This window comes from Cellulomonas sp. NTE-D12, assembly GCF_027923705.1.
Classification (GTDB): Bacteria; Actinomycetota; Actinomycetes; order Actinomycetales; family Cellulomonadaceae; genus Cellulomonas.
Map to the genome: position 1 here is coordinate 3,022,660 of NZ_AP026442.1, position 18,637 is coordinate 3,041,296.

22 protein-coding genes are annotated in these 18,637 nt (G+C 74.4%); 6 read left to right on the top strand and 16 right to left on the bottom strand.

Going from position 1 to position 18,637, the window contains the following annotated elements; translation table 11 throughout:
• Positions 1-52 precede the first annotated feature (52 nt).
• On the top strand, positions 53-1,282 hold the full coding sequence (gene menE / locus QMF98_RS13970) for an o-succinylbenzoate--CoA ligase (RefSeq protein WP_337973550.1): 1,230 nt from the start codon (positions 53-55) through the stop codon (positions 1,280-1,282).
• A 95-nt stretch (positions 1,283-1,377) separates the two neighbouring features.
• Positions 1,378-2,247, top strand: coding sequence for a 1,4-dihydroxy-2-naphthoate polyprenyltransferase (locus QMF98_RS13975; RefSeq protein WP_337973551.1), 870 nt, complete (start codon positions 1,378-1,380; stop codon positions 2,245-2,247).
• Here the strand turns inward: QMF98_RS13975 and QMF98_RS13980 are convergent.
• The 7 genes from QMF98_RS13980 to QMF98_RS14010 all read right to left on the bottom strand — a co-directional run bounded on the left by QMF98_RS13980 (position 2,211) and on the right by QMF98_RS14010 (position 8,488).
• Positions 2,211-2,687: a DUF4229 domain-containing protein gene (locus QMF98_RS13980; RefSeq protein ID WP_337973552.1), complete on the bottom strand. Its 477-nt coding sequence runs from the start codon at positions 2,685-2,687 to the stop codon at positions 2,211-2,213. The two genes, QMF98_RS13975 and QMF98_RS13980, sit on opposite strands and share 37 nt — an antisense overlap.
• A 19-nt stretch (positions 2,688-2,706) precedes the next feature.
• Positions 2,707-3,858 carry a c-type cytochrome biogenesis protein CcsB gene (gene ccsB, locus QMF98_RS13985; RefSeq protein WP_337973553.1) on the bottom strand — a complete coding sequence of 384 codons (1,152 nt, stop codon included), beginning with the start codon at positions 3,856-3,858 and terminating at the stop codon, positions 2,707-2,709.
• Complete coding sequence (gene resB, locus QMF98_RS13990; RefSeq protein WP_337973554.1) at positions 3,855-5,561, bottom strand: cytochrome c biogenesis protein ResB; 1,707 nt, start codon at positions 5,559-5,561, stop codon at positions 3,855-3,857. Before resB ends, ccsB begins: the two co-directional genes overlap by 4 nt.
• Before the next feature lie 118 nt (positions 5,562-5,679).
• A complete protein-coding gene (locus QMF98_RS13995) occupies positions 5,680-6,561 on the bottom strand; it encodes a cytochrome c biogenesis CcdA family protein (protein WP_337973555.1) in 882 nt (293 codons plus the stop codon).
• Positions 6,558-7,235, bottom strand: a complete 678-nt coding sequence (locus tag QMF98_RS14000) for a TlpA family protein disulfide reductase (RefSeq protein ID WP_337973556.1) — start codon at positions 7,233-7,235, stop codon at positions 6,558-6,560. Before QMF98_RS14000 ends, QMF98_RS13995 begins: the two co-directional genes overlap by 4 nt.
• Positions 7,235-7,930: a histidine phosphatase family protein gene (locus QMF98_RS14005; RefSeq protein WP_337973557.1), complete on the bottom strand. Its 696-nt coding sequence runs from the start codon at positions 7,928-7,930 to the stop codon at positions 7,235-7,237. The genes QMF98_RS14000 and QMF98_RS14005 overlap by 1 nt, the downstream gene beginning before the upstream one ends.
• Before the next feature lie 66 nt (positions 7,931-7,996).
• The gene (locus tag QMF98_RS14010; RefSeq protein ID WP_337973558.1) at positions 7,997-8,488 is read right to left on the bottom strand and encodes a MarR family winged helix-turn-helix transcriptional regulator; all 492 of its coding nucleotides are present in this window, start codon (positions 8,486-8,488) and stop codon (positions 7,997-7,999) included.
• A gap of 146 nt (positions 8,489-8,634) precedes the next feature.
• Between QMF98_RS14010 and QMF98_RS14015 the strand changes: the two genes are divergently transcribed.
• Positions 8,635-9,192, top strand: coding sequence for a YceI family protein (locus tag QMF98_RS14015; protein WP_337973559.1), 558 nt, complete (start codon positions 8,635-8,637; stop codon positions 9,190-9,192).
• 98 nt (positions 9,193-9,290) lie between these two features.
• Here QMF98_RS14015 and QMF98_RS14020 read toward each other — a convergent pair whose 3' ends face one another.
• Complete coding sequence (locus QMF98_RS14020; RefSeq protein WP_337973560.1) at positions 9,291-9,956, bottom strand: redox-sensing transcriptional repressor Rex; 666 nt, start codon at positions 9,954-9,956, stop codon at positions 9,291-9,293.
• A gap of 69 nt (positions 9,957-10,025) precedes the next feature.
• Positions 10,026-10,286 carry a glutaredoxin family protein gene (locus tag QMF98_RS14025; RefSeq protein ID WP_337973561.1) on the bottom strand — a complete coding sequence of 87 codons (261 nt, stop codon included), beginning with the start codon at positions 10,284-10,286 and terminating at the stop codon, positions 10,026-10,028.
• Positions 10,287-10,426: 140 nt separating this feature from the next.
• Between QMF98_RS14025 and QMF98_RS14030 the strand changes: the two genes are divergently transcribed.
• On the top strand, positions 10,427-11,434 hold the full coding sequence (locus tag QMF98_RS14030) for an HAD family hydrolase (RefSeq protein WP_348773374.1): 1,008 nt from the start codon (positions 10,427-10,429) through the stop codon (positions 11,432-11,434).
• A 74-nt stretch (positions 11,435-11,508) separates the two neighbouring features.
• Positions 11,509-12,057 carry a GNAT family N-acetyltransferase gene (locus QMF98_RS14035; RefSeq protein ID WP_337975641.1) on the top strand — a complete coding sequence of 183 codons (549 nt, stop codon included), beginning with the start codon at positions 11,509-11,511 and terminating at the stop codon, positions 12,055-12,057.
• Between the two features lie 95 nt (positions 12,058-12,152).
• On the opposite strand, the gene QMF98_RS14040 is transcribed toward QMF98_RS14035, so the two are convergent.
• The 3 genes from QMF98_RS14040 to QMF98_RS14050 all read right to left on the bottom strand — a co-directional run bounded on the left by QMF98_RS14040 (position 12,153) and on the right by QMF98_RS14050 (position 14,042).
• On the bottom strand, positions 12,153-12,251 hold the full coding sequence (locus QMF98_RS14040) for a 30S ribosomal protein bS22 (protein ID WP_003792170.1): 99 nt from the start codon (positions 12,249-12,251) through the stop codon (positions 12,153-12,155).
• A gap of 203 nt (positions 12,252-12,454) precedes the next feature.
• Positions 12,455-12,691 (bottom strand): helix-turn-helix domain-containing protein, encoded by a 237-nt coding sequence (locus QMF98_RS14045; protein WP_337973562.1) that lies wholly within the window; start codon positions 12,689-12,691, stop codon positions 12,455-12,457.
• Positions 12,692-12,842: 151 nt separating this feature from the next.
• Positions 12,843-14,042, bottom strand: a complete 1,200-nt coding sequence (locus QMF98_RS14050) for an acetoin utilization protein AcuC (RefSeq protein WP_337973563.1) — start codon at positions 14,040-14,042, stop codon at positions 12,843-12,845.
• Between the two features lie 182 nt (positions 14,043-14,224).
• On the opposite strand from QMF98_RS14050, the gene QMF98_RS14055 reads away from it, so the two are divergent.
• Positions 14,225-15,079, top strand: a complete 855-nt coding sequence (locus QMF98_RS14055; RefSeq protein WP_337973564.1) for a polyphosphate kinase 2 family protein — start codon at positions 14,225-14,227, stop codon at positions 15,077-15,079.
• A 63-nt stretch (positions 15,080-15,142) separates the two neighbouring features.
• Here QMF98_RS14055 and QMF98_RS14060 read toward each other — a convergent pair whose 3' ends face one another.
• From QMF98_RS14060 to mmsB, 4 genes are all read right to left on the bottom strand, one after another.
• The gene (locus tag QMF98_RS14060) at positions 15,143-15,874 is read right to left on the bottom strand and encodes an ABC transporter permease (RefSeq protein WP_337973565.1); all 732 of its coding nucleotides are present in this window, start codon (positions 15,872-15,874) and stop codon (positions 15,143-15,145) included.
• Positions 15,871-16,629, bottom strand: a complete 759-nt coding sequence (locus QMF98_RS14065) for an ABC transporter ATP-binding protein (protein ID WP_337973566.1) — start codon at positions 16,627-16,629, stop codon at positions 15,871-15,873. The genes QMF98_RS14060 and QMF98_RS14065 overlap by 4 nt, the downstream gene beginning before the upstream one ends.
• Positions 16,619-17,347 (bottom strand): TetR/AcrR family transcriptional regulator, encoded by a 729-nt coding sequence (locus QMF98_RS14070; protein WP_337973567.1) that lies wholly within the window; start codon positions 17,345-17,347, stop codon positions 16,619-16,621. Before QMF98_RS14070 ends, QMF98_RS14065 begins: the two co-directional genes overlap by 11 nt.
• 107 nt (positions 17,348-17,454) lie before the next feature.
• Positions 17,455-18,636, bottom strand: coding sequence for a multiple monosaccharide ABC transporter permease (gene mmsB, locus QMF98_RS14075; RefSeq protein ID WP_337973568.1), 1,182 nt, complete (start codon positions 18,634-18,636; stop codon positions 17,455-17,457).
• Between the last annotated feature and the right edge of the window lies 1 nt (position 18,637).

An 18,637-nucleotide genomic window follows, 5' to 3' on the forward strand; every position in this document is an offset into this window, starting at 1 on the left:
CACCAGGTTTCCGCCGACGGGGTGGTCCCCAGGGCGGACCTACAGTGGCGGCATGTCCCGAGCTGTCCGCGTGCTGCCCGCGCGAGCGGACGTCCTGGTGGGAGCGCTGCGAGCGGCGCTCGAGGACGACGGGCCGGCCGTCCTGCCCGTCGCCGAGGGGTCCGACGGCGGTGGGTCCGACGACGGCGGGCCCGACGGCACGGCCGACACGCGCTCCGACGGCCGGCTGCCCGAGGACGGTGTGCCCGACGACGTCGTCCTGGTGGTGCGGACCTCCGGCTCCACCGGCGCCCCGCGCGGCGTGCTGCTGTCGGTGACCGCGCTGCGCGCCTCGGCGGACGCGACCGCCGAGCGGCTCGCCGGCCCAGGTCGTTGGCTGCTCGCGCTGCCCGTCGACCACATCGCCGGCCTGCAGGTGCTGGTGCGCTCCGTGCTCGCGGGAACCGGACCGACCGTGCTGCCGCCGGGTCCGTTCCGGGCCGACCGCTTCGCCGCCGCGGTGGCCGCCGCCGTGGGGACGGGCCCCGCCGGTCCCTGGTACACGTCGCTGGTCCCCACGCAGCTGGTGCGGCTGCTGGACGACGCCGCCGGCACCGCGGCGCTGCGCCGGTTCGACGCCGTGCTGGTCGGCGGCGCGGCCACGGCCGGCAGCCTGCTGGACCGCGCGCGCGAGGCCGGTGTGCGGGTGGTGACCACCTACGGCATGACGGAGACGTGCGGCGGCTGCGTGTACGACGGCCGCCCGCTGGACGGTGTGGACGTCCGGCTGGACGCGACCGGGCGCGTGTGGCTGGCCGGTCCCGTGCTGGCCGTCGGCTACCGCGGTCGGCCCCACCTGGACGCCGAGACGTTCACGGTGGACGCCGACGGCCGGCGGTGGCTGCGCACCGGCGACCTCGGTCGGCTCGCCGACGGTGTGCTCACCGTGACCGGCCGCGCCGACGACGTGCTGGTCACCGGGGGTGTGAACGTGGCGCCCGGTCCGGTGGAGGACCTGCTGACCGGCCTGCCGGGCATCCGCGAGGCCTGCGTCGTCGGGGTGCCGGACGCCGAGTGGGGGCAGGCGGTCGTCGCCGTCCTGGTCGTCGGGCCGGACGGTCCCCCGCCGCTCGCGGAGCTGCGACGGTACGTGGCCGACCGGCTCGGCGCGGCGGCTGCGCCACGGCGGGTCGTCGTCGTCCCCGCCCTGCCGCTGCGGGGGCCGGGGAAGCCCGACCGCCGCGCCGCCGCCGCGCTCGCTTCGACCTCGGCAGGGGCCGAGAACCGCACCGACCGGCGCTGAGCCACCCCGACCGGCCCCGCTCGGCAGCCACCAGCGCCGACCAGCCCCGACCGGCGCCGACAGAGGCGCCCCGGGCCGCACCGTAGGCTCGGCGCATGGCCACCTGGACGGAATGGGTCGCCGGCGCGCGCCCACGCACGCTGCCCGCGGCGGTCGCACCGGTGCTCGTCGGCACCGGGGCCGCAGCGCAGAGCCACTCCGCCTCGCTGGTCCGCGCGCTGCTCGCGGCGGGCGTCGCGCTCGCGCTCCAGGTGGGCGTCAACTACGCCAACGACTACTCCGACGGCGTGCGCGGCACCGACGTCGACCGGGTGGGACCGATGCGCCTGACCGCCTCGGGGGCGGCCCGGCCGGGACACGTGAAGCTCGCCGCGTTCGGCGCGTTCGGCGTCGCCGGGGTGCTCGGTCTGGCGCTGGTCGCCCTGAGCGGTCACTGGTGGCTGCTGGCCGTCGGCGTGCTGTGCGTGCTCGCGGCGTGGGGCTACACCGGTGGGCGGCGGCCGTACGGCTACCGCGGCCTCGGCGAGGTCGGCGTGTTCGTCTTCTTCGGCCTGGTGGCCACGCTGGGCACCACGTACACCCAGGCCGACGGGCTGACCTGGCCCTCCTGGCTCGGCGCGGCCGGCGTCGGGCTGCTGGCGTGCGCGCTGCTGATGGTGAACAACCTGCGGGACATCCCCACCGACGCCGTGTCCGGCAAGCGGACGCTGGCCGTGCGGCTGGGCGACCACCGTGCCCGCCGCGCGTACGCCCTGCTGGTGATGCTGCCGGTGCTGCTCGGCGCGGGCTGCGCGTTCGCCTCGGGCTGGGCGCTGATGGTGCTGGCCCTGTTCCCGGCCGCTGTCGCGCTAGCGGTCACCGTGCTGGTCGGCGCGCGCGGACGCGCGCTGGTGCCGGTGCTGGCCGGCACCGGTCTGCTGCAGCTCGGCTACGGCATGCTGCTGGGGCTCGCGCTGGCGCTCTGAGCGCTGCCCGGCCCGGCGCGTCGGTCCCCGTCGGCCGGCCGCTCGTCGGCGTCGTCCTCGGGTGCGGTCCGGCGTGCGGCGGCGTCAACGGCCGCGTCGCCGACCACCGCATCGCCGACCGCCGTGTCACCGGTCACCGCGTCACCGGTCACCGCGTCGCCGAGCGCGGCGTCGACCGCGGCGTCCTCCACGTCGGCGTCCTCCCGCGCGTGCGGTGACAGCACCGGCCGCCCGGCGTGCGCGGCACGCACCGCGGCGCGCTCGGCGAGGTACCGGGCCGCGGCGTCACGGGGGCCGCCGAGCGCCACGTAGGACAGCCCCCACGCGACGAAGGCCGCGACCAGCAGCGCCGCGAGCGGGTGCAGGCCGGCCCAGGTCAGCAGCAGCCAGCTGAGCACCAGGAGGGCGACGCGCAGGACGGAGTAGACGACGACGGGCACGGATCCAGCGTAGGTGGCGCTACTTGAGCCCGGAGTAGGAGTGCAGGCCGGAGACGAAGAGGTTCACCAGCGTGAAGTTGGCGATCACCACCGCGTACCCGGCGAACACCAGGTACGCCGCCCGCCGACCGTTCCAGCCGCGCGTGGTGCGGGCGTGCAGGTAGGCCGCGTACACCACCCAGGCGACGAAGGTGCCGATCTCCTTGGGGTCCCAGTTCCAGTACCGGCCCCAGGCGTGCTCAGCCCAGATCGCGCCGCCGATCAGGGTGAACGTCCACAGCACGAAGCCGACCGCGTTCAGCCGGAAGGACAGCGCCTCGAGGTTGCGCGGGCCCGGCACCTGCTTCAGCCAGGCGAACCGAGGACCCGTGACGCGCCAGCCGGCGAGCGGCCGGCGCAGCCCGTCCGCCGCACCCCACGAGCCGGTCAGGTGCGAGCGCCCCTCCTCACGGGCTGCCGAGAGCAGCTGCAGGGCGGAGGCGGCGAAGGCGACGGTGAACACACCGGTCGCGGAGATCGCGACGCCGACGTGGATCACCAGCCAGTAGCTCTGCAGGGCGGGCTGCACCGCCTCGGCCTTGACGTAGAACAGCAGCAGGTCGGCCGCGAGCGCCAGCACGGTGATGCCGAGCACGACGACGCCCACGAACGCGATCACGCGGCGCCGCTGCACCAGGCTCAGCACGACGGCGGCGACCAGCACGCCGACGAGCGTGAACTCGTACATGTTCGCGGTGGGCCAGCGGCCGGCCGCGACGCCGCGCATCGCGATGCCGGCGATCAGCAGGGCCGTGCCGAGGTACGTCGTCGAGCGAGCGATGCCCTCGCTGCGCGCGGAGCGACCGTCGGGGCCATCGGCAGCGCCGCCGTCGGCCGCAGCCGTCACGCGGTTGTCGTCCGGCCCGCCGGCGGCGACCGTCACGGGCCGCACCGCGTCCGCGCTCGCACCGGTGACCAGCCCGGCCGCCCCGACGGCGACCGGCGCACCGGCCGTGACGGCGACGCCCGCCGGGACCGCACGAGCGGGGCTCGTCGAGGTACGCCGCTGTCCGGCCCGCCGCTGCCCCGCCTCGACGATGCCGGCCAGGTCCACCGTGTAGGCGATCCACGCGATGGTGAAGGCGGTGGTCGCCGCCCACACCAGCAGCGTGCTCAGGTCCCCGGTCGTCATGGCGTGTCCTCTCCGGGCCCCTCGTGACGGCCCAGCGTCGCGGCGAGCACGCGGTCCAGCTCCGGCTGCAGCCCGATGTCGTCACCCCGGGCGAGACCCGCGGCGCCGACCACTGTAGTAGGACCTTGGTCCTGTGCAGCACGCAGCCAGATGCGGCGCCTGGGCGCGAACAGGGAGGCCGCGAGGCCCGCGAGCGCCAGGAGGGCGAACGCCAGCACGAACGCCAGCGCCGGGTCGTGCCGCAGGTCGAGCGCGACGTACCGCGGCAGGCCGTTGAACGTGAACGACCCCAGGCCGTCGGGCAGCTGCACCGTCTGGCCCGGGTGCACGTACAAGGTCACGGGCTTGCCCGTGCTGTCCACCGACTGCGTCATCCGGCTCTGGTCCAGCAGGTACACGTTCTGCGGCACCCCGGTGTCCAGCCCGAGGTTGCCCGACCAGACGGACAGCACCAGCACCGGGTCGTCCGACTGGGGGCTGACCGACCGCCACACCCCCGGGGCGACCTCCTTGCCGGTCGGCAGCAGGAACCCGACCAGGCCGATCTGCTTCTGCCCGCCGGACACGTCCGGCACCTTGATCACGCCGCGCGAGGTGTAGACGGTGTCCTGCGGCAGGAACGGCACCGGCCCTGCGAAGGCCACCGAGCCGGACGCGTCCTTCACCGTGACGTCCGGCGCGTAGCCGTTGCCCATCAGGTACACGTTCGCCCCGCCGACCATCAGCGGGTGGTTCACCTTGATCGTGTCGGTGGACGACCCGCCGCCCGGCGCCGTCACGGTGACGTGCGCGGTGAAGTCACGGGCGGCGTCCGTCTCCGGGTCGAAGCGGGCGTCCAGCTGGTCCAGCTTGAGGGTGAACGGCACCAGGGACGAGGACGAGTAGAACCGTCCGTGCTCGAACGGCGAGTACGCCACCTCGGCGTTGGCGAAGCCGTGACCCTGCACCACCAGCACCTGGCCGCGGTAGTGCAGCACCTGGCCGGTCGCCACCGAGACGAGCAGCCCGACGAGGGCGAGGTGGAACAGCAGGTTGCCCGTCTCACGAAGGTAGCCGCGCTCGGCGGACACCGACCACGTGCCGGCGCCCTCGTCGTGCACGTCCACGCGGTAGGCCGGCCAGAACGGCAGCCACCTGCCGCGGCGCAGCACGCGCGCGGCGCGCTCGACGACCACCTGCGGCTGGTCGCCGCTGGTGCCGGTGCCCTGCGCCGGGAACCGCGTCAGACGCCTGGGGGTGCGCGGCGGCCGACCGCGCAGCGCCGCCACGTGAGCGCGGGTCCGCGGCAGGATGCAGCCGACCAGCGAGACGAACAGCAGCAGGTAGATCGCCGAGAACCACACCGACGTGTAGGTGTCGAACATCCCGATGCGGTCGAGGAACGGGCCGAGCGCCGGGTGGTCGGTGAGGAAGGTGGCCACCTTCTCCGGGCTCTGCGCCCGCTGCGGCACCAGCGTCCCGGGGACGGCGGCGACCGCGAGCAGCACCAGGAGCAGCAGCGCGACCCGCATGCTGGTCAGCTGCCGCCACGCCCAGCGCAGCCAGCCGACCGGACCCAGGCTCGGGAGGGTGGGCGAGCCCGGCGCCGGCGCCTCCGCCGGCTCCCCCGCGCCGTCCTGCGCGGGCAGCACCGGCTCGGCCGCGTCCGCGTCCTGCTCCGGCACGAACGTGTCGTGCAGACCTTCCGGCCGGTACCCGCTCATCGCCACCTCTCGTCCGGCCCGCCGGTTCGTCGTCCGAACCCGCGGGGCCGCTCGAACCCTGCCCGAAGCCTCCGCTGCGCACCTGTGCGGCGCGCGCCCGACCGTGCCCCACCGTGCCTCAGACCACCGGCACGAACCCGTTCGTCCCGGTCAGCAGGCTCTGCAGCCAGCCCGCCCACGTGCTCCACACGCCGGTGACCATCGCCAGGCCCAGCACCACCAGCAGCCCACCGCCGATGCGGGTCACCGCCACGCGGTGCCGGCGCACCAGCGCCATCGCCCGGCTCATCCGCTCCACGCCCAGCGCGACCAGGAGGAACGGCAGCCCGAGCCCCGCGCAGAACACCGCCGCCAGCACCGCGCCGCGCGCGGCCGAGCCGTCGCCGAGGGACAAGGCGAGGATCGCCGCGAGCGTCGGCCCGATGCACGGCGTCCAGCCCAGGCCGAACGTCAGGCCGAGGATCGGCGCGGCCCAGATGCCGGCCCGCGGAGCGAGGTGCATCCGCCGCTCCTGCTGCAGGAACGGCACGAAGCCCAGGAAGGCGAGCCCGAGCAGCGCGACGACGACGCCGAGCGCGCGCGAGATCGGCCCCTGCCAGTGCAGCAGCGCCGCGCCCACCGTGCCGGCCAGCGCGCCGAAGGCGACGAACACCACGGTGAACCCCGCGACGAACAGCCCGACGCCGGCCAGCAGCCGCCGCCGGCCGGCCCGTGCCTCCGCCCGTTCGGCGGTCCGCTCGTCGGCCTGCCCGTCGACAGAGGCCGACGCCGCCCCGCCGGCACCGGGCGCACCCGGCACACCGGCGAGCAGGGCTGTCGGCCGCGTCGTGACCCCGAGAGCGCTGCCGAGGTAGCCGAGGTACCCCGGCACCAGCGGCAGCACGCACGGCGACGCGAAGCTCACCACACCCGCCAGCAGCGCCACCGGCACCGCGAGCAGCAGCGACCCGCTGGCGACCGCCTGGCCGAACGCGTCGCCGATGCCGGCAGCCACGCTCATCCCGCCGCCCCCGCGGTCGTCGAGGCGCTCGGTCCCGAGGTCGCGCCCGGGGTTGCGGCAGACCCACCCGGTTCCGCCAGCAGCGCGTCGACCAGGGTGCGCAGCGTCGAGGGGTCGGCCAGCCCCAGGATGCGGGCCGCCACCTTCCCCTGCCGGTCGAGCAGCACGGTGGTCGGTACCGCGTTCACCGGCACCACGCCCTGCAGGGCGGCGATCGCCGAGCCGCCCGTGTCCTGGATCGTCGGGTACGGGACCGAGAACTGGCGGACGAAGGCATCGGCCGCCCCCGCGGCGTCGGTGCCGTTGATGCCGAGCACCTTCAGTCCCTTGGCGGCGTCCTCGTCGGCGAGCGCGACGAGGGTCGGAGCCTCGGCACGGCACGGCGGGCAGGCCGCGTACCAGGTGTTCAGCAGCACCACGTCTCCCCGCCACGCGCTCACGTCCTGCGTGGCGCCGCTGTAGTCCGTCCCGGACAGCGTCACCGGCCCCTTGCGCTGGCCGACGGGCCAGGTCGTCGTGCTGCCGTCCCCGGACCGGTAGCCCTGGTCGACCACGTCGGACGGGTGGCTCGCGGGACGCGCCGCTCCCCCGCACGCTGCGCTGCCCAGGACGACGGCCAGCCCCAGCGCAGCCGCCAGGGGCGCGCGCCACCGGCGTCCGTGCAGCCGCGCCATCACGCCCCCGCCACCGTGGACGCACCGGCCAGCAGCGCCGCCGCGGGCTCGCAGTACCCGATGCCGACCAGCGCGTCGCCCTCGAACCGCAACGAGGTCAACGAGCCGAGGGCGCACTGCCGTCGGCGCGGGTCGTGCCACAGCCGCCGGCCCTCGAGCGCCATCCGGGTGATCCAGATCGGCAGCTGGTGGCTGACCAGCACCGCCTCGTGCCCACGAGCGGCCGCGCGTGCGTCGGCGACCGCCGCGAGCATCCGCTCCACCTGCTGCGTGTACGGCTCCCCCCACGACGGGCGGAACGGGTTGCGCAGGTAGGGCCAGTGCCGCACGTGCCGCAGCGACCCGTCGCCGACGCCGAACGTCATGCCCTCGAAGTGGTTCTCCGCCTCGAGCAGACGGGGGTCGCTGCCGATGGCGAGCCCGAACGCCGCGGCGACCGGCGCCGCGGTCTCCTGCGCCCGTTGCAGCGGGGAGGCGATCACCACCGTCACGTCGCGCCGCACGCCGCCGGCCTCGAGCGCCGGGTCCGCGTCGGGCCCGCTGCCCGCCTCGACACCGGCCAGGTAGTCGGCCACCACCTGCGCCATCCGCGCGCCCGCGTCGGACAGGCGGTAGCCCGGCAGACGGCCGTAGAGGACTCCCTCGGGGTTGTGCACCTCGCCGTGGCGCAGCAGATGGACCGTGGTCGCGACCATGGGCCTAGTGTCGCAGCCCGCGCTGGGGGTATTGCCCCGCCTCGGCGCACCGCCCGGGTGCGCTGCTCAGCGCTCGGGCGTCTCCCGCAGCCGGTGCTCGACGACGGCCATCGCCTCCCCGAGCGCGGCGAGCTGCTCGTCGCTCAGCACGTCGACCAGGTGCGCCCGCACGCTCTCCACGTGTCCCGGTGCCGCCTCCACCAGCCGCTGGAACCCGGCGTCGGTCAGCGCGCAGTCCACGCCCCGCAGGTCGGACGAGCAGGTCCGTCGCTGCACCAGGCCGGCCGCCTCCATCCGTGCGATGGTGTGGGTGAGACGGCTGCGGGAGTGGCCGATGCCGCTGGCCAGCTCGGACATCCGCATCCGGCGGTCCGGCGCCTCCGACAGCCGGACCAGCACCTCGTACTCGTGCAGAGAGAAGCCGCTCTCGTCCTCGAGCTCGCGGCCCAGGGCGTCCATCAGCAGGGCGACGCCGTTGCGGAACGCGCGCCAGTGCCGCTGCTGCTCCGTCGACAGCCACCGTGTGGCCCGCTCCGTCTGCTCGCTGCTCGACGTCACCGTCCCGCTCCCGTCCTGTGCTGCTCGCCCACCGGGGTCCACCTGTCGGTGCGCCCCTTGCATCCGACGTCCGAGTGTAGTAGAAAGTTCAACGAATCAGTTGACCGTTCAACCAACCCGGCCGGAGACGGCCACGGAGGACTCCCATGACCACCACCGCCATCCCGCAGGGTCTCGCCACCGGCACCTGGACCATCGACCCGTCGCACAGCGAGGCGAGCTTCACCGTGCGCCACGCCGGCATCTCCAAGGTCCGCGGCACCGTCGCGATCGTGTCCGGCGAGATCGTGCTCGGCGAGTCCCTGGCCGAGTCGCGCGTGACGGCCACGCTGGACCCGAGCACGGTCAGCACGGGCGACGCGAACCGCGACGGCCACCTCAAGAGCGGCGACTTCTTCGACGTGGAGAAGTTCGGCCAGTGGACCTTCGTCTCCACCGAGATCCGCCAGGCCGGCGGCAGCACCTACGAGATCGCGGGCGACCTGACCATCCACGGCGTGACGCAGCGCGTCGAGCTCGCCACCGAGTTCAACGGCACCGCGACGGACCCGTTCGGCAACCTCCGCGCCGGCGGCGAGGCGACCACCACCATCTCCCGCAAGGACTTCGGCCTCACCTGGAACGCGGCCCTCGAGGCCGGCGGCGTGCTGGTGGCCGACAAGGTGCGCATCGACCTCGACGTGTCGGTGATCAAGCAGGCCTGAGCCTCGGCTCGGGCCCGCGCCCGCGCCCGGGAACCTGCCCCGGCGCCACGACCCGGCCCGGTCCGCCACGTGCGGGCCGGGCCTCGTCGTACCTGCGCTCACGCCCCCTCGCCGTCGACGGCCCGGCGCCGCCCGTGCCCGTGGAACGCGAGGATCTGCAGCTCCGAGGCGACGTCCACCGACCGCACGTCCACGTCGTCGGGGACGTGCAGCACCGCGGGAGCGAAGGTGAGGATGCCGGTGACGCCCGCGGCCACCAGCAGGTCGGCGACGTGCTGGGCGGCCGACGGCGGGGTGGTGATCACGCCGATCGTCGCGCCCTGCACCGCGACCAGCTCGGCCAGCGCCTCGAGCGGCCGTACCGGCAGCCCCGCCACCACCGTGCCGACCACGTCCGGTGCGACGTCGACCAGACCGACCAGCGTGAAGCCGCGCTGCGCGATCCCGGCGTATCCGGCCAGGGCGCGTCCGAGGTTCCCGACGCCGACCACGACGAGTCGCTGCGGCACCGCCATGCCCAGCACCCGGCCGATCTGTTCCCGCAGGTGCGGAACGTCGTACCCGACGCCTCGGCGACCGTAGGTGCCGAGGAACGACAGGTCCTTGCGCAGCAGCGCGGGCTGCACGCCGGCGCGGGTGGCCAGCTCCTCCGACGACGTCAGCAGGTTCCCCTCGGCCGCCAGCACGTCGAGCGTGCGCAGGTAGGCAGGGAGCCGGGCGACGGTGGCCGGCGGCACCTGGGGGCGGGCGCGCACCGGTGTCACCGGACCGAGGCTAGGGCGCCGACCAGGCGCTGACCAGGGCCAGCACCAGGCGAGCCGCCGCCGACCGCCTCAGCGTCCGACGAGCGCCCGGCGCAGCGCCTCGCCGTCCACGTGCCACCACGCGTGCCGGGCACCGTCCACCTCGACCACCGGCACCAGCTCGCCGTACTCCTCGAGCAGGTCGCGGCCGCCCGCCGGCGGCGCGTCGTCCACGTCCACCTCGGTCCACGCGGTGCCGGTGCGTGCGCAGACGTCCGCCACCACCGCACGCGCCTCGACGCACAGGTGGCACCCGACACGTCCGTACAGCACCACCCGGGGAGAGCTCACGGACCCACCGTAGGCGGCGCACCGGTCGAGGTGCCGCCCCGGGGGTACGCGGGCGGCGGCGACGGGCGGACGCCGTGTCGGCGACGGACCCCGACGACCCCCGGAACGGACGGCGCCGACCGCCTGGCTACAGTGGCGGGGTGGCCCCGACGACCGAACCGTCCGACGTGACGGCGCCGGACGAGGGCCACACGGCCGTCACCCGTTCGGGTGATCGGCGCCCCGCTCCCGGTGGCGGCGCGTCCGGCGCCGCCCTCCCCGCTCCGGCCATCCCTGCGGCGGCCGTCCCTGCAGCGGCCGTCCCCGAGGACGACGAACGAGCGGGACGCGCAGCGGTGCGGGAGGCGGTGGTCGGCCCCGGTGCACCGCCGCACGGGTGCGTCGGGGCGTTCTTCGACGTCGACAACACGATCATCCGGGGTGCGAGCGCCTTCCACCTCGCGGTCGGCCTGTACCGGCGCGGGTTCTTCCGGCGGTTCGACATCGTCCGGTTCGCCCTGCACCAGGCGCGCTACCTCGTGTTCGGCGAGAACAAGCAGCAGATCGACGAGCTGCGCTCCGAGGCCCTGGCGATCATGCGGGGGCACTCCGTCGCCGAGGTCGCGGTGATCGCGGAGGACGTCTACGACGAGGTGCTGACCCTGCGCATCTACCCCGGCACCCGACGGCTGCTCGACGAGCACGTCGCGGCCGGGCACGCGGTCTGGCTCGTCACCGCCACCCCCGTCGAGGTCGGCGAGCTGATCGCCCGTCGCCTCGACGCGACCGGGGCGCTGGGCACGGTCGCCGAGCACCGCGACGGCTTCTACACCGGCCGGCTGGTGGGCGACCTGCTGCACGGCGAGGCGAAGGCGGCCGCCGTGCGGGCCCTCGCCGAGCGGGAGGGCATCGACCTCGCCTCGTCGTACGCCTACGGCGACTCGGCGCACGACGTGCCGATCTTGTCCCTGGTCGGCCATCCGTTCGCCATCAACCCGGACCGCCGGCTGCGCCGCCACGCCGCGGAGGTCGGCTGGCCGGTCCGCGAGTTCCGCGCCCGTCGCCGGGCCACCCGCCGCAGCATCAACGCCGCCAGCCTCGCCGGGCTGGCGTGGGTGGCCGGGCTGGTGGCCCGAGCCGTCCGTCGGTCGCTGGCGGACCGCCCGTGACCGACGGACAGCCGACCGGTCGGCCCGAGCACGGTGCGCTCGGCGCGGCGGCCCGCAGCGCACGGTGGGACGGGCTGCGCTCGCCGGGGGCGCCCGTCCGCGTGCGCACCGCACAGGCCGAGGACGCCGGCGCACTCGCCGAGCTCGCGGCCGTCACGTTCCCGCTCGCCTGCCCGCCCGGCTCCACCCCCGCCGACCAGCGGGCGTTCGTCGCGCAGCACCTGTCCGCCGGGCGGTTCGCCGGCTACGCCGTCGACCCCTCGCGGGTGCTGCTGGTGGCCGACGACCCCACCGGCGCCCTGCTGGGCTACACGATGCTGGTGCACGCGACGCCGGCCGACCCCGACGTGCGCGCCGCGCTGACCTTGTCCCCCACAGTCGAGCTGTCCAAGTGCTACGTGCACCCCGACCACCACGGCTCCGGGGTGTCGAGCCGGCTGATGGCCGCGACCCTCGAGGCGGCCCGAGGCACCGGCGCGGCCGGCGTGTGGCTCGGAGTGAACCAGCTCAACGACCGGGCCCAGCGGTTCTACGCCCGGCACGGGTTCACCGTGGTGGGCACCAAGCACTTCCAGGTCGGCAGCCGGGTCGAGGACGACTACGTGCTGGAGCGCCCGCTCTAGCCGCAGCAACGACCTCTCGCGGCAGGAACGACGAAGGCCCGGTCGCGAGACCGGGCCTGTCGGGTGCGGCGCCACCCGGACGGGCGGCGCGGCGGTCACTTCTTGTTGCGACGCTGGTGGCGCGTCTTGCGCAGCAGCTTGCGGTGCTTCTTCTTGGCCATCCGCTTGCGGCGCTTCTTGATGACGGAGCCCATGTGGTCCTCACTCGCTTCGGTCGGCCCGCACGGGCCTCGGTTTGGTCGATCGGCGCGGGACGGACGCACTGGATCAACCGAGGCGCCCACGCAGGAAAGTCCGGTCGCCTACCTTACGCCCTCGGCGCAGGGCGGCGCGACGCGCGGTCGGGGTCTGCCGACAGGGCCGGCCGACCGGCCTCCCGACAACGGCGCCGGGCCGTTCAGGAGGAGCGGCGGTCCTCGCGCCTGACAGACCCCTCGTCGTCCACGAACGCCGTGGCGGACGAGCGCAGGTAGGCGTCCAGCGCGTCCTGCGGCACGCGGAAGGAGCGTCCGACGCGCACCCCGGGCAGCTCGCCCGAGTGCAGCAGCCGGTACACCGTCATCTTCGACACCCGCATGACCTCGGCGACCTCGAGCACCGTGAGGAACCGCACCCGGCCGGACTGCTCGCTCATGTCTGCTCTCTCTCGGGCGCGCGCCCGGGGAACGGTCGCGGCCGGGTGTCGCCGCGGGACGAGCCCGACGACGCCGGGTGCTCGGCGCACAGCGTAGTGGCTGGTGGGACGGGTGGGAAAGAGGTGACCGAAGGGTCTGATGTGACCGAAATCATGCGAAGTCCACGTCCAGCCCGAGGTGCGGGAACACCTCCGCCCGCGTCGCCCGGATGGCTCGGTCGACGTCGTCCGCCGGGTCGTAGCCGGCCGACCACGGGCGGAACGTCGCGGGCTGGCCGTCCGTCATGCGGCGGGTCGACAGGGGGCCGTAGCGAGCCTCCACGATGGTCACCCAGTCCTCCGGCAGCGCGGTGTCCGGGGGCACCGACCGATGCGTCGCCGTGGCGATCAGGTGCGACCAGACCCGCGGCACCACGTCGGCCATCGCGTAACCACCACCGCCCAGGGCGAGCCACCGGCCGTCCACCAGCTCGTGCGCCAGGTCGTGCAGGAGTTCCGCGGCACGCCGCTGACCGTCCACCGACGTGCGCAGGGTCGTCAGCGGGTCGGACACGTGCGTGTCGCACCCGTGCTGGGTCACCAGCACGTCCGGCGCGAACTCCCGCACCACGGGCGGCACCACCGCGTCGATCGCCCGCAGCCAGCCCGCGTCGGCCGTCCGGGACGGCAGCGCGACGTTGACGGCCGTGCCGAGCGCGTGGGGCCCGCCGATCTCGCTCGCCCACCCGGTCCCCGGGAACAGGGCGTGGCCGGTCTCGTGCAGCGAGATGGTCAGCACCCGCGGGTCGTCCCAGAAGGCGGCCTGCACGCCGTCCCCGTGGTGCGCGTCGATGTCGACGTAGGCCACGCGGGCCGCCCCGGCGTCCAGCAGCGCCCGGATCGCGAGCGCGGCGTCGTTGTACACGCAGAAGCCCGACGCGGCACCGGGCATCGCGTGGTGCAGACCGCCCCCGACGTTGACCGCGTGCTGCACGTCACCCGTCCACAGCGCCAGCGCGGCGTCGACCGACCCGGTGACCATGCTGGCGGCGGCGGTGTGCATCAGCGGGAAGATCGGGTCGTCGGACGTCCCCAGACCCCGGGCGAGGTCGGGCAGCCCCTGCTCGGCGGCGGCGTGCACCGCGGCGACGTACGCGGGCTCGTGCACGGTGGTCAGCAGCGCGTCGGAGGCGGGCTCGGCACCGACCACCTCGACGTCCGGCTGGTCGAGCAGGCCCAGGCCGGCCGCGAGCGCGATGGTCAGGTCGATCCGCTCGCTGGTCATCGGGTGGCCGGGGCCGAAGTCGTACGCCAGCAGCTCGGTGGACCACACCACCCGAGCGACCGTCGTGGTGCGGGACAGCGAGGTCATGGGTTCACGGTTGCACCGCGGGGCGCCGGTGTCGATCCAGCGTCCACGCATCCGGGGCGGACCGGTCGCGCCACCGGCGGCACAGGACGAGGATCCGTGCCACGTGACGACGGTCCGAGGCACGCGCGGCACCACCGCGACGGCCCGGGCCCGCGCGGCAGACCACACGGAAGGGGACGGCGATGGTGGCGGACGGCTGGTCGACCAAGGCGGCGGAGGCCCTGGCGGTGCACCCGGGGTTCCGGCTGGCGGACCTCGACACGCGCGGCACACCCGGGTTCGGCGACGGCAAGAAGACCGGCGCCGCGATCACCCGCGCCATCGGCGAGCGGATGTCCGACCTGCAGGAGCGGCTGTTCGCCGAGGGGCGTACCGGCGGCACGCGCTCGATCCTGCTGGTGCTGCAGGGCCTGGACACCGCCGGCAAGGGCGGGATCGTGCGGCACGTGATGGGGATGGTCGACCCGCAGGGCGTCGCGCTGCACTCGTTCGGCGTCCCGACGGCCGAGGAGCGCCGGCACGACTGCCTGTGGCGCATCCGCCGGGCGCTCCCGCCGGCGGGCAAGATCGGCGTGTTCGACCGGTCGCAGTACGAGGACGTGCTGGTCGCGCGGGTGAACGAGCTCGCGCCGCGGGACGTGATCGACAGGCGGTACGACGAGATCGTCGACTTCGAGGCCGAGCTGGCCAAGGCCGGCACCCGCGTGATCAAGGTGGCGCTGATGATCTCCCGCGGCGAGCAGTACCGGCGGCTGCACGAGCGCCTGGAGCGGTCCGACAAGCACTGGAAGTTCAACCCGGCCGACGTGGACACCCGGGCGCGCTGGGACGACTACCAGGAGGCCTACCAGGTGATGTTCGACCGGACGTCGACCCCGGACTGCCCCTGGCACGTCGTGCCGGCCGACCGCAAGTGGTTCGCGCGGCTGGCGGTCTCGCAGCTGGTGCTGGACGCGCTCGAGGACCTGGACCTGCACTGGCCGTCGGCGGACTACGACGTGGCGGAGCAGCTGGCCCGCCTCGAGGCGACCCGGTAGGCGCAGTCGTCGTCGGCCCTTAGGCGCGGCCGTCGTCGGGCCGGCGCGTCGTCCGGCCGGCGCTCAGGCCGTGCGCCGGCGCAGCGTGCTGATGCCCAGCAGCAGCGAGCCGACGATGAACAGGGCGATCACGCCGACGTCCCCGCTCACCTTCGACCACCCGTCGCCGAAGGCGATCCGCTGCATCGCCTCGACGCCGTAGGTCAGCGGCAGCACGCGGGACAGCCACTCGAGCACGGTCGGCATGTGCGCGCGCGGCATCAGCAGGCCGGCCGTGATCAGCTGCGGGAAGATGATCGCCGGCATCAGCTGCACCGCCTGGAACTCGGTGCGGGCCACCGCCGAGGCGGCCAGGCCGAGCGCGCAGCCCAGCACCGCGTCGAGCACGGCCACCAGCACCATCAGCAGGAACGGTCCCTTGACGTCCATCCCGCACACCCATACGGCGAACCCGGTGACCACCAGGGACTGCAGCAGGGCGAGCACGGCGAACGCGATCGCGTACCCGATGACGAAGTCGCCGCGGCCGATCGGCAGGGTCATCAGCCGCTCGAGGGTGCCGGAGGTCCGCTCGCGCAGCGTCGCGACGGACGTGACCAGGAACATCACGATCAGCGGGAACAGGCCCACCAGCATCGGCCCGAACCTGTCGATCACGTCGGTGCCGTGGAACATCCAGGCGATCAGCCCGAGCAGCAGGCACGGCAGCACCAGGATCAGCGCGATCGTCCGCGGGTCGTGGCGCAGCTGGTTCAGCACACGGCCCGTCGTCGCGGCCGTCAGCCGGGGGCTCATGCCGCCACCGGTCCCTTCCCGGCCGCCCGGTCGACGAGGGTGAGGAAGGCGCCCTCGGCGTCGGATGCGCCGGTCGCCGCGAGCAGCTCGGCCAGCGTGCCGTCGGCCAGCACCGCACCGTTGCGCATCAGCACCAGCCGGTCGCAGCGGGCCGCCTCGTCCATCACGTGGCTGGACACCAGCAGAGACCGCCCGGCGTCCCTCAACCGCCCGAACAGGTTCCACAGGTCCCGCCGCAGCACCGGGTCCAGCCCGACGGTCGGCTCGTCGAGCACCAGCAGCGCCGGCGTGTTCAGCAGCGCGACCGCCAGCGAGACCCGGGACAGCTCCCCGCCGGAGAGCGTTCCGGTGAGGCGCCGCTCGAACCCGGTCAGCCCCACCTGGTCGAGCACCCGCGCGGGGTCGGACGCCGGTGCCCCCAGCAGCGAGCCGGCGTAGTGGAGGTTCTCCCCCACCGTCAGGTCCGCGTACACGCTGGGCGCCTGGGTCACGTAGGCGACCTCGCGGCGCAGCGGCGGGGACCCGGCGGGCCGCCCGAGCACCGTCACCGTCCCGCCGGCCACCACCTGGGCGCCGACGATCGAGCGCATCAGCGTCGTCTTGCCGCTGCCGCTGGGTCCGAGCAGCCCGACGACCTCGCCGGCCGGGACGGTGAGGTCCAGGCCGGCGAGCACCACGTTGCCGCCCCGGACCACCCGGAGCCCGCGCACCTCGACGGCGACGGGCCGTCCGCCGCCATCCTCGTTATTCCTCATGTGAGGAATAGTCCTCCTCCGTGTGGGCGCCCGCAAGGGGCGCCGTGGGCCGATCGGGTGACCGGACATCCGCGAGGGGTCCGGTCAGGTAGCCCTGCAGCGCCGGTCCGACGAGCGCCGCCAGCCGGTCGGTGCCGATCCCGGCGATCTCCGGCAGCTGCAGCACGTGGCGAGCCACGAGCACACCGACCACGTGGGAGGCGGCCAGCGCCATCCGCAGGTCGGCGTCCGGCGTCGGCAGCTCGGCCACGACCCGCGCGAACACCTGCCGGCCGAGGAACTGCGCCATCGCCTGCACGTGCGGCTCGCTGGAGCCCAGGGCACCGAACAGGACCCGAAACCGTTCGCCGTGCTCGTCCTCCCACACCTCGAGCACCGCCCGGGCCAGCCGTTCCCCGAGCCCGTCGAGCCCGCCCTCCAGCAGCTGCCCGACCACCTGCGCCGGCTCGACCCCCGTCGGCACCATCGCGGCGGCGAACAGCTCGGCCTTGTCCTCGAAGTAGTGCCGCACCAGCGCGGGGTCCACCCCGGCGCGGCGCGCCACCGACCGGACCGAGGCGCCGTCGTACCCGCGCTGGGCCAGCTCCGCACGGGCCGCGGCGACGATGTCGCCCCGGGTGTCCGAGCCGGCGGGCCGACGGCCGCGCGGCCGGGCCTGGTCCTCGCCGCCTCCGACCGCGCCCGCGGCGCCGTCGGCCGCCCGCGCTCGTCCCGCCACGGCCCCCAGCGTAGGGACTGCGGACAGCCGACGACCCGCCCTCCGAGGTGCCGGAGGGCGGGTCGTCGGCGCCGGGCGGGCTGTGCCCGGCGGTGGAGCTGCGCTGGTCAGCGGCTGACGCCGGCCCGCCGCTTGTTGTACACGTCGAACGCGACGGCCATCAGCAGCACCAGGCCCTTGATGGCCTGCTGGTAGTCGATGCCCACGCCCATGATCGACATGCCGTTGTTCATCACACCGATGATCAGGCCACCGGCGATGGTGCCGACCACGGTGCCGACACCGCCGGTCACCGCCGCACCGCCGATGAAGGCGGCTGCGATGGCGTCGAGCTCGAAGCCGGTACCGGCCTTCGGGTTGGCCAGGTTCAGGCGGGCCGTGAACACCAGGCCGGCGAGCGCGGACAGCACGCCCATGTTGACGAAGATCCAGAAGTTGACCCACTTGACCTTGATGCCGGACAGGGTGGCCGCGTTCAGGTTGCCGCCGATCATGAACACGTGGCGGCCGAAGACGCTGTTCTTGGTGACGGCCGCGTACACGAGGATCAGCGCCGCCAGGATGATCAGCACGATCGGCAGGCCCTTGTAGTTGGCCAGCTCCCAGGCGAACGCCATGACGACCGCGCCCATGATGACGATCTGGCCGATGAACAGCGGCATCGACTCGACGTCCTGCTGGTAGGCGATGCGGGCACGGCGCTTGCGCCACTGGCTGAAGGCATAGCCGATCACGCCGAGGGCACCGAGCAGCAGCGTGAACGCGTCGAACCCGTTGCCGCCCATGACCCCGTTGAGGTAGCCGGACGCGATGTTGCGGAAGTCGTCCGGGAACGGCGAGATCTGGGTGTTGCCCAGCGTCACCATCGTGGCGCCGCGGAACAGGAGCATGCCGGCCAGCGTGACGATGAACGCCGGGATGCCGACGAACGCCACCCAGTAGCCCTGCCAGGCGCCCACCAGGGCGCCGACCACCAGCGCGGCGACCACGCCGATCCACCACGGCAGGCCGTGCCGGACGGTGACCACACCGGCGACGGCGCCGGTGAACGCCACCACCGAACCGACCGACAGGTCGATGTGGCCGGCGATGATCACGATGACCATGCCGATGGCCAGGATCAGGATGTAGGAGTTCTGGACGACGATGTTCGTGACGTTCTGGGGCGTCAGCAGCACGCCCTTCGTCAGGAAGTAGAACAGGATGATGATCGCAACGAATGCGAGATAGATCCCGCTCTGGCGGAAGTTCTTGGTGAAGGCGTCCTTCACCCCGGCGAGCGCGCCCATC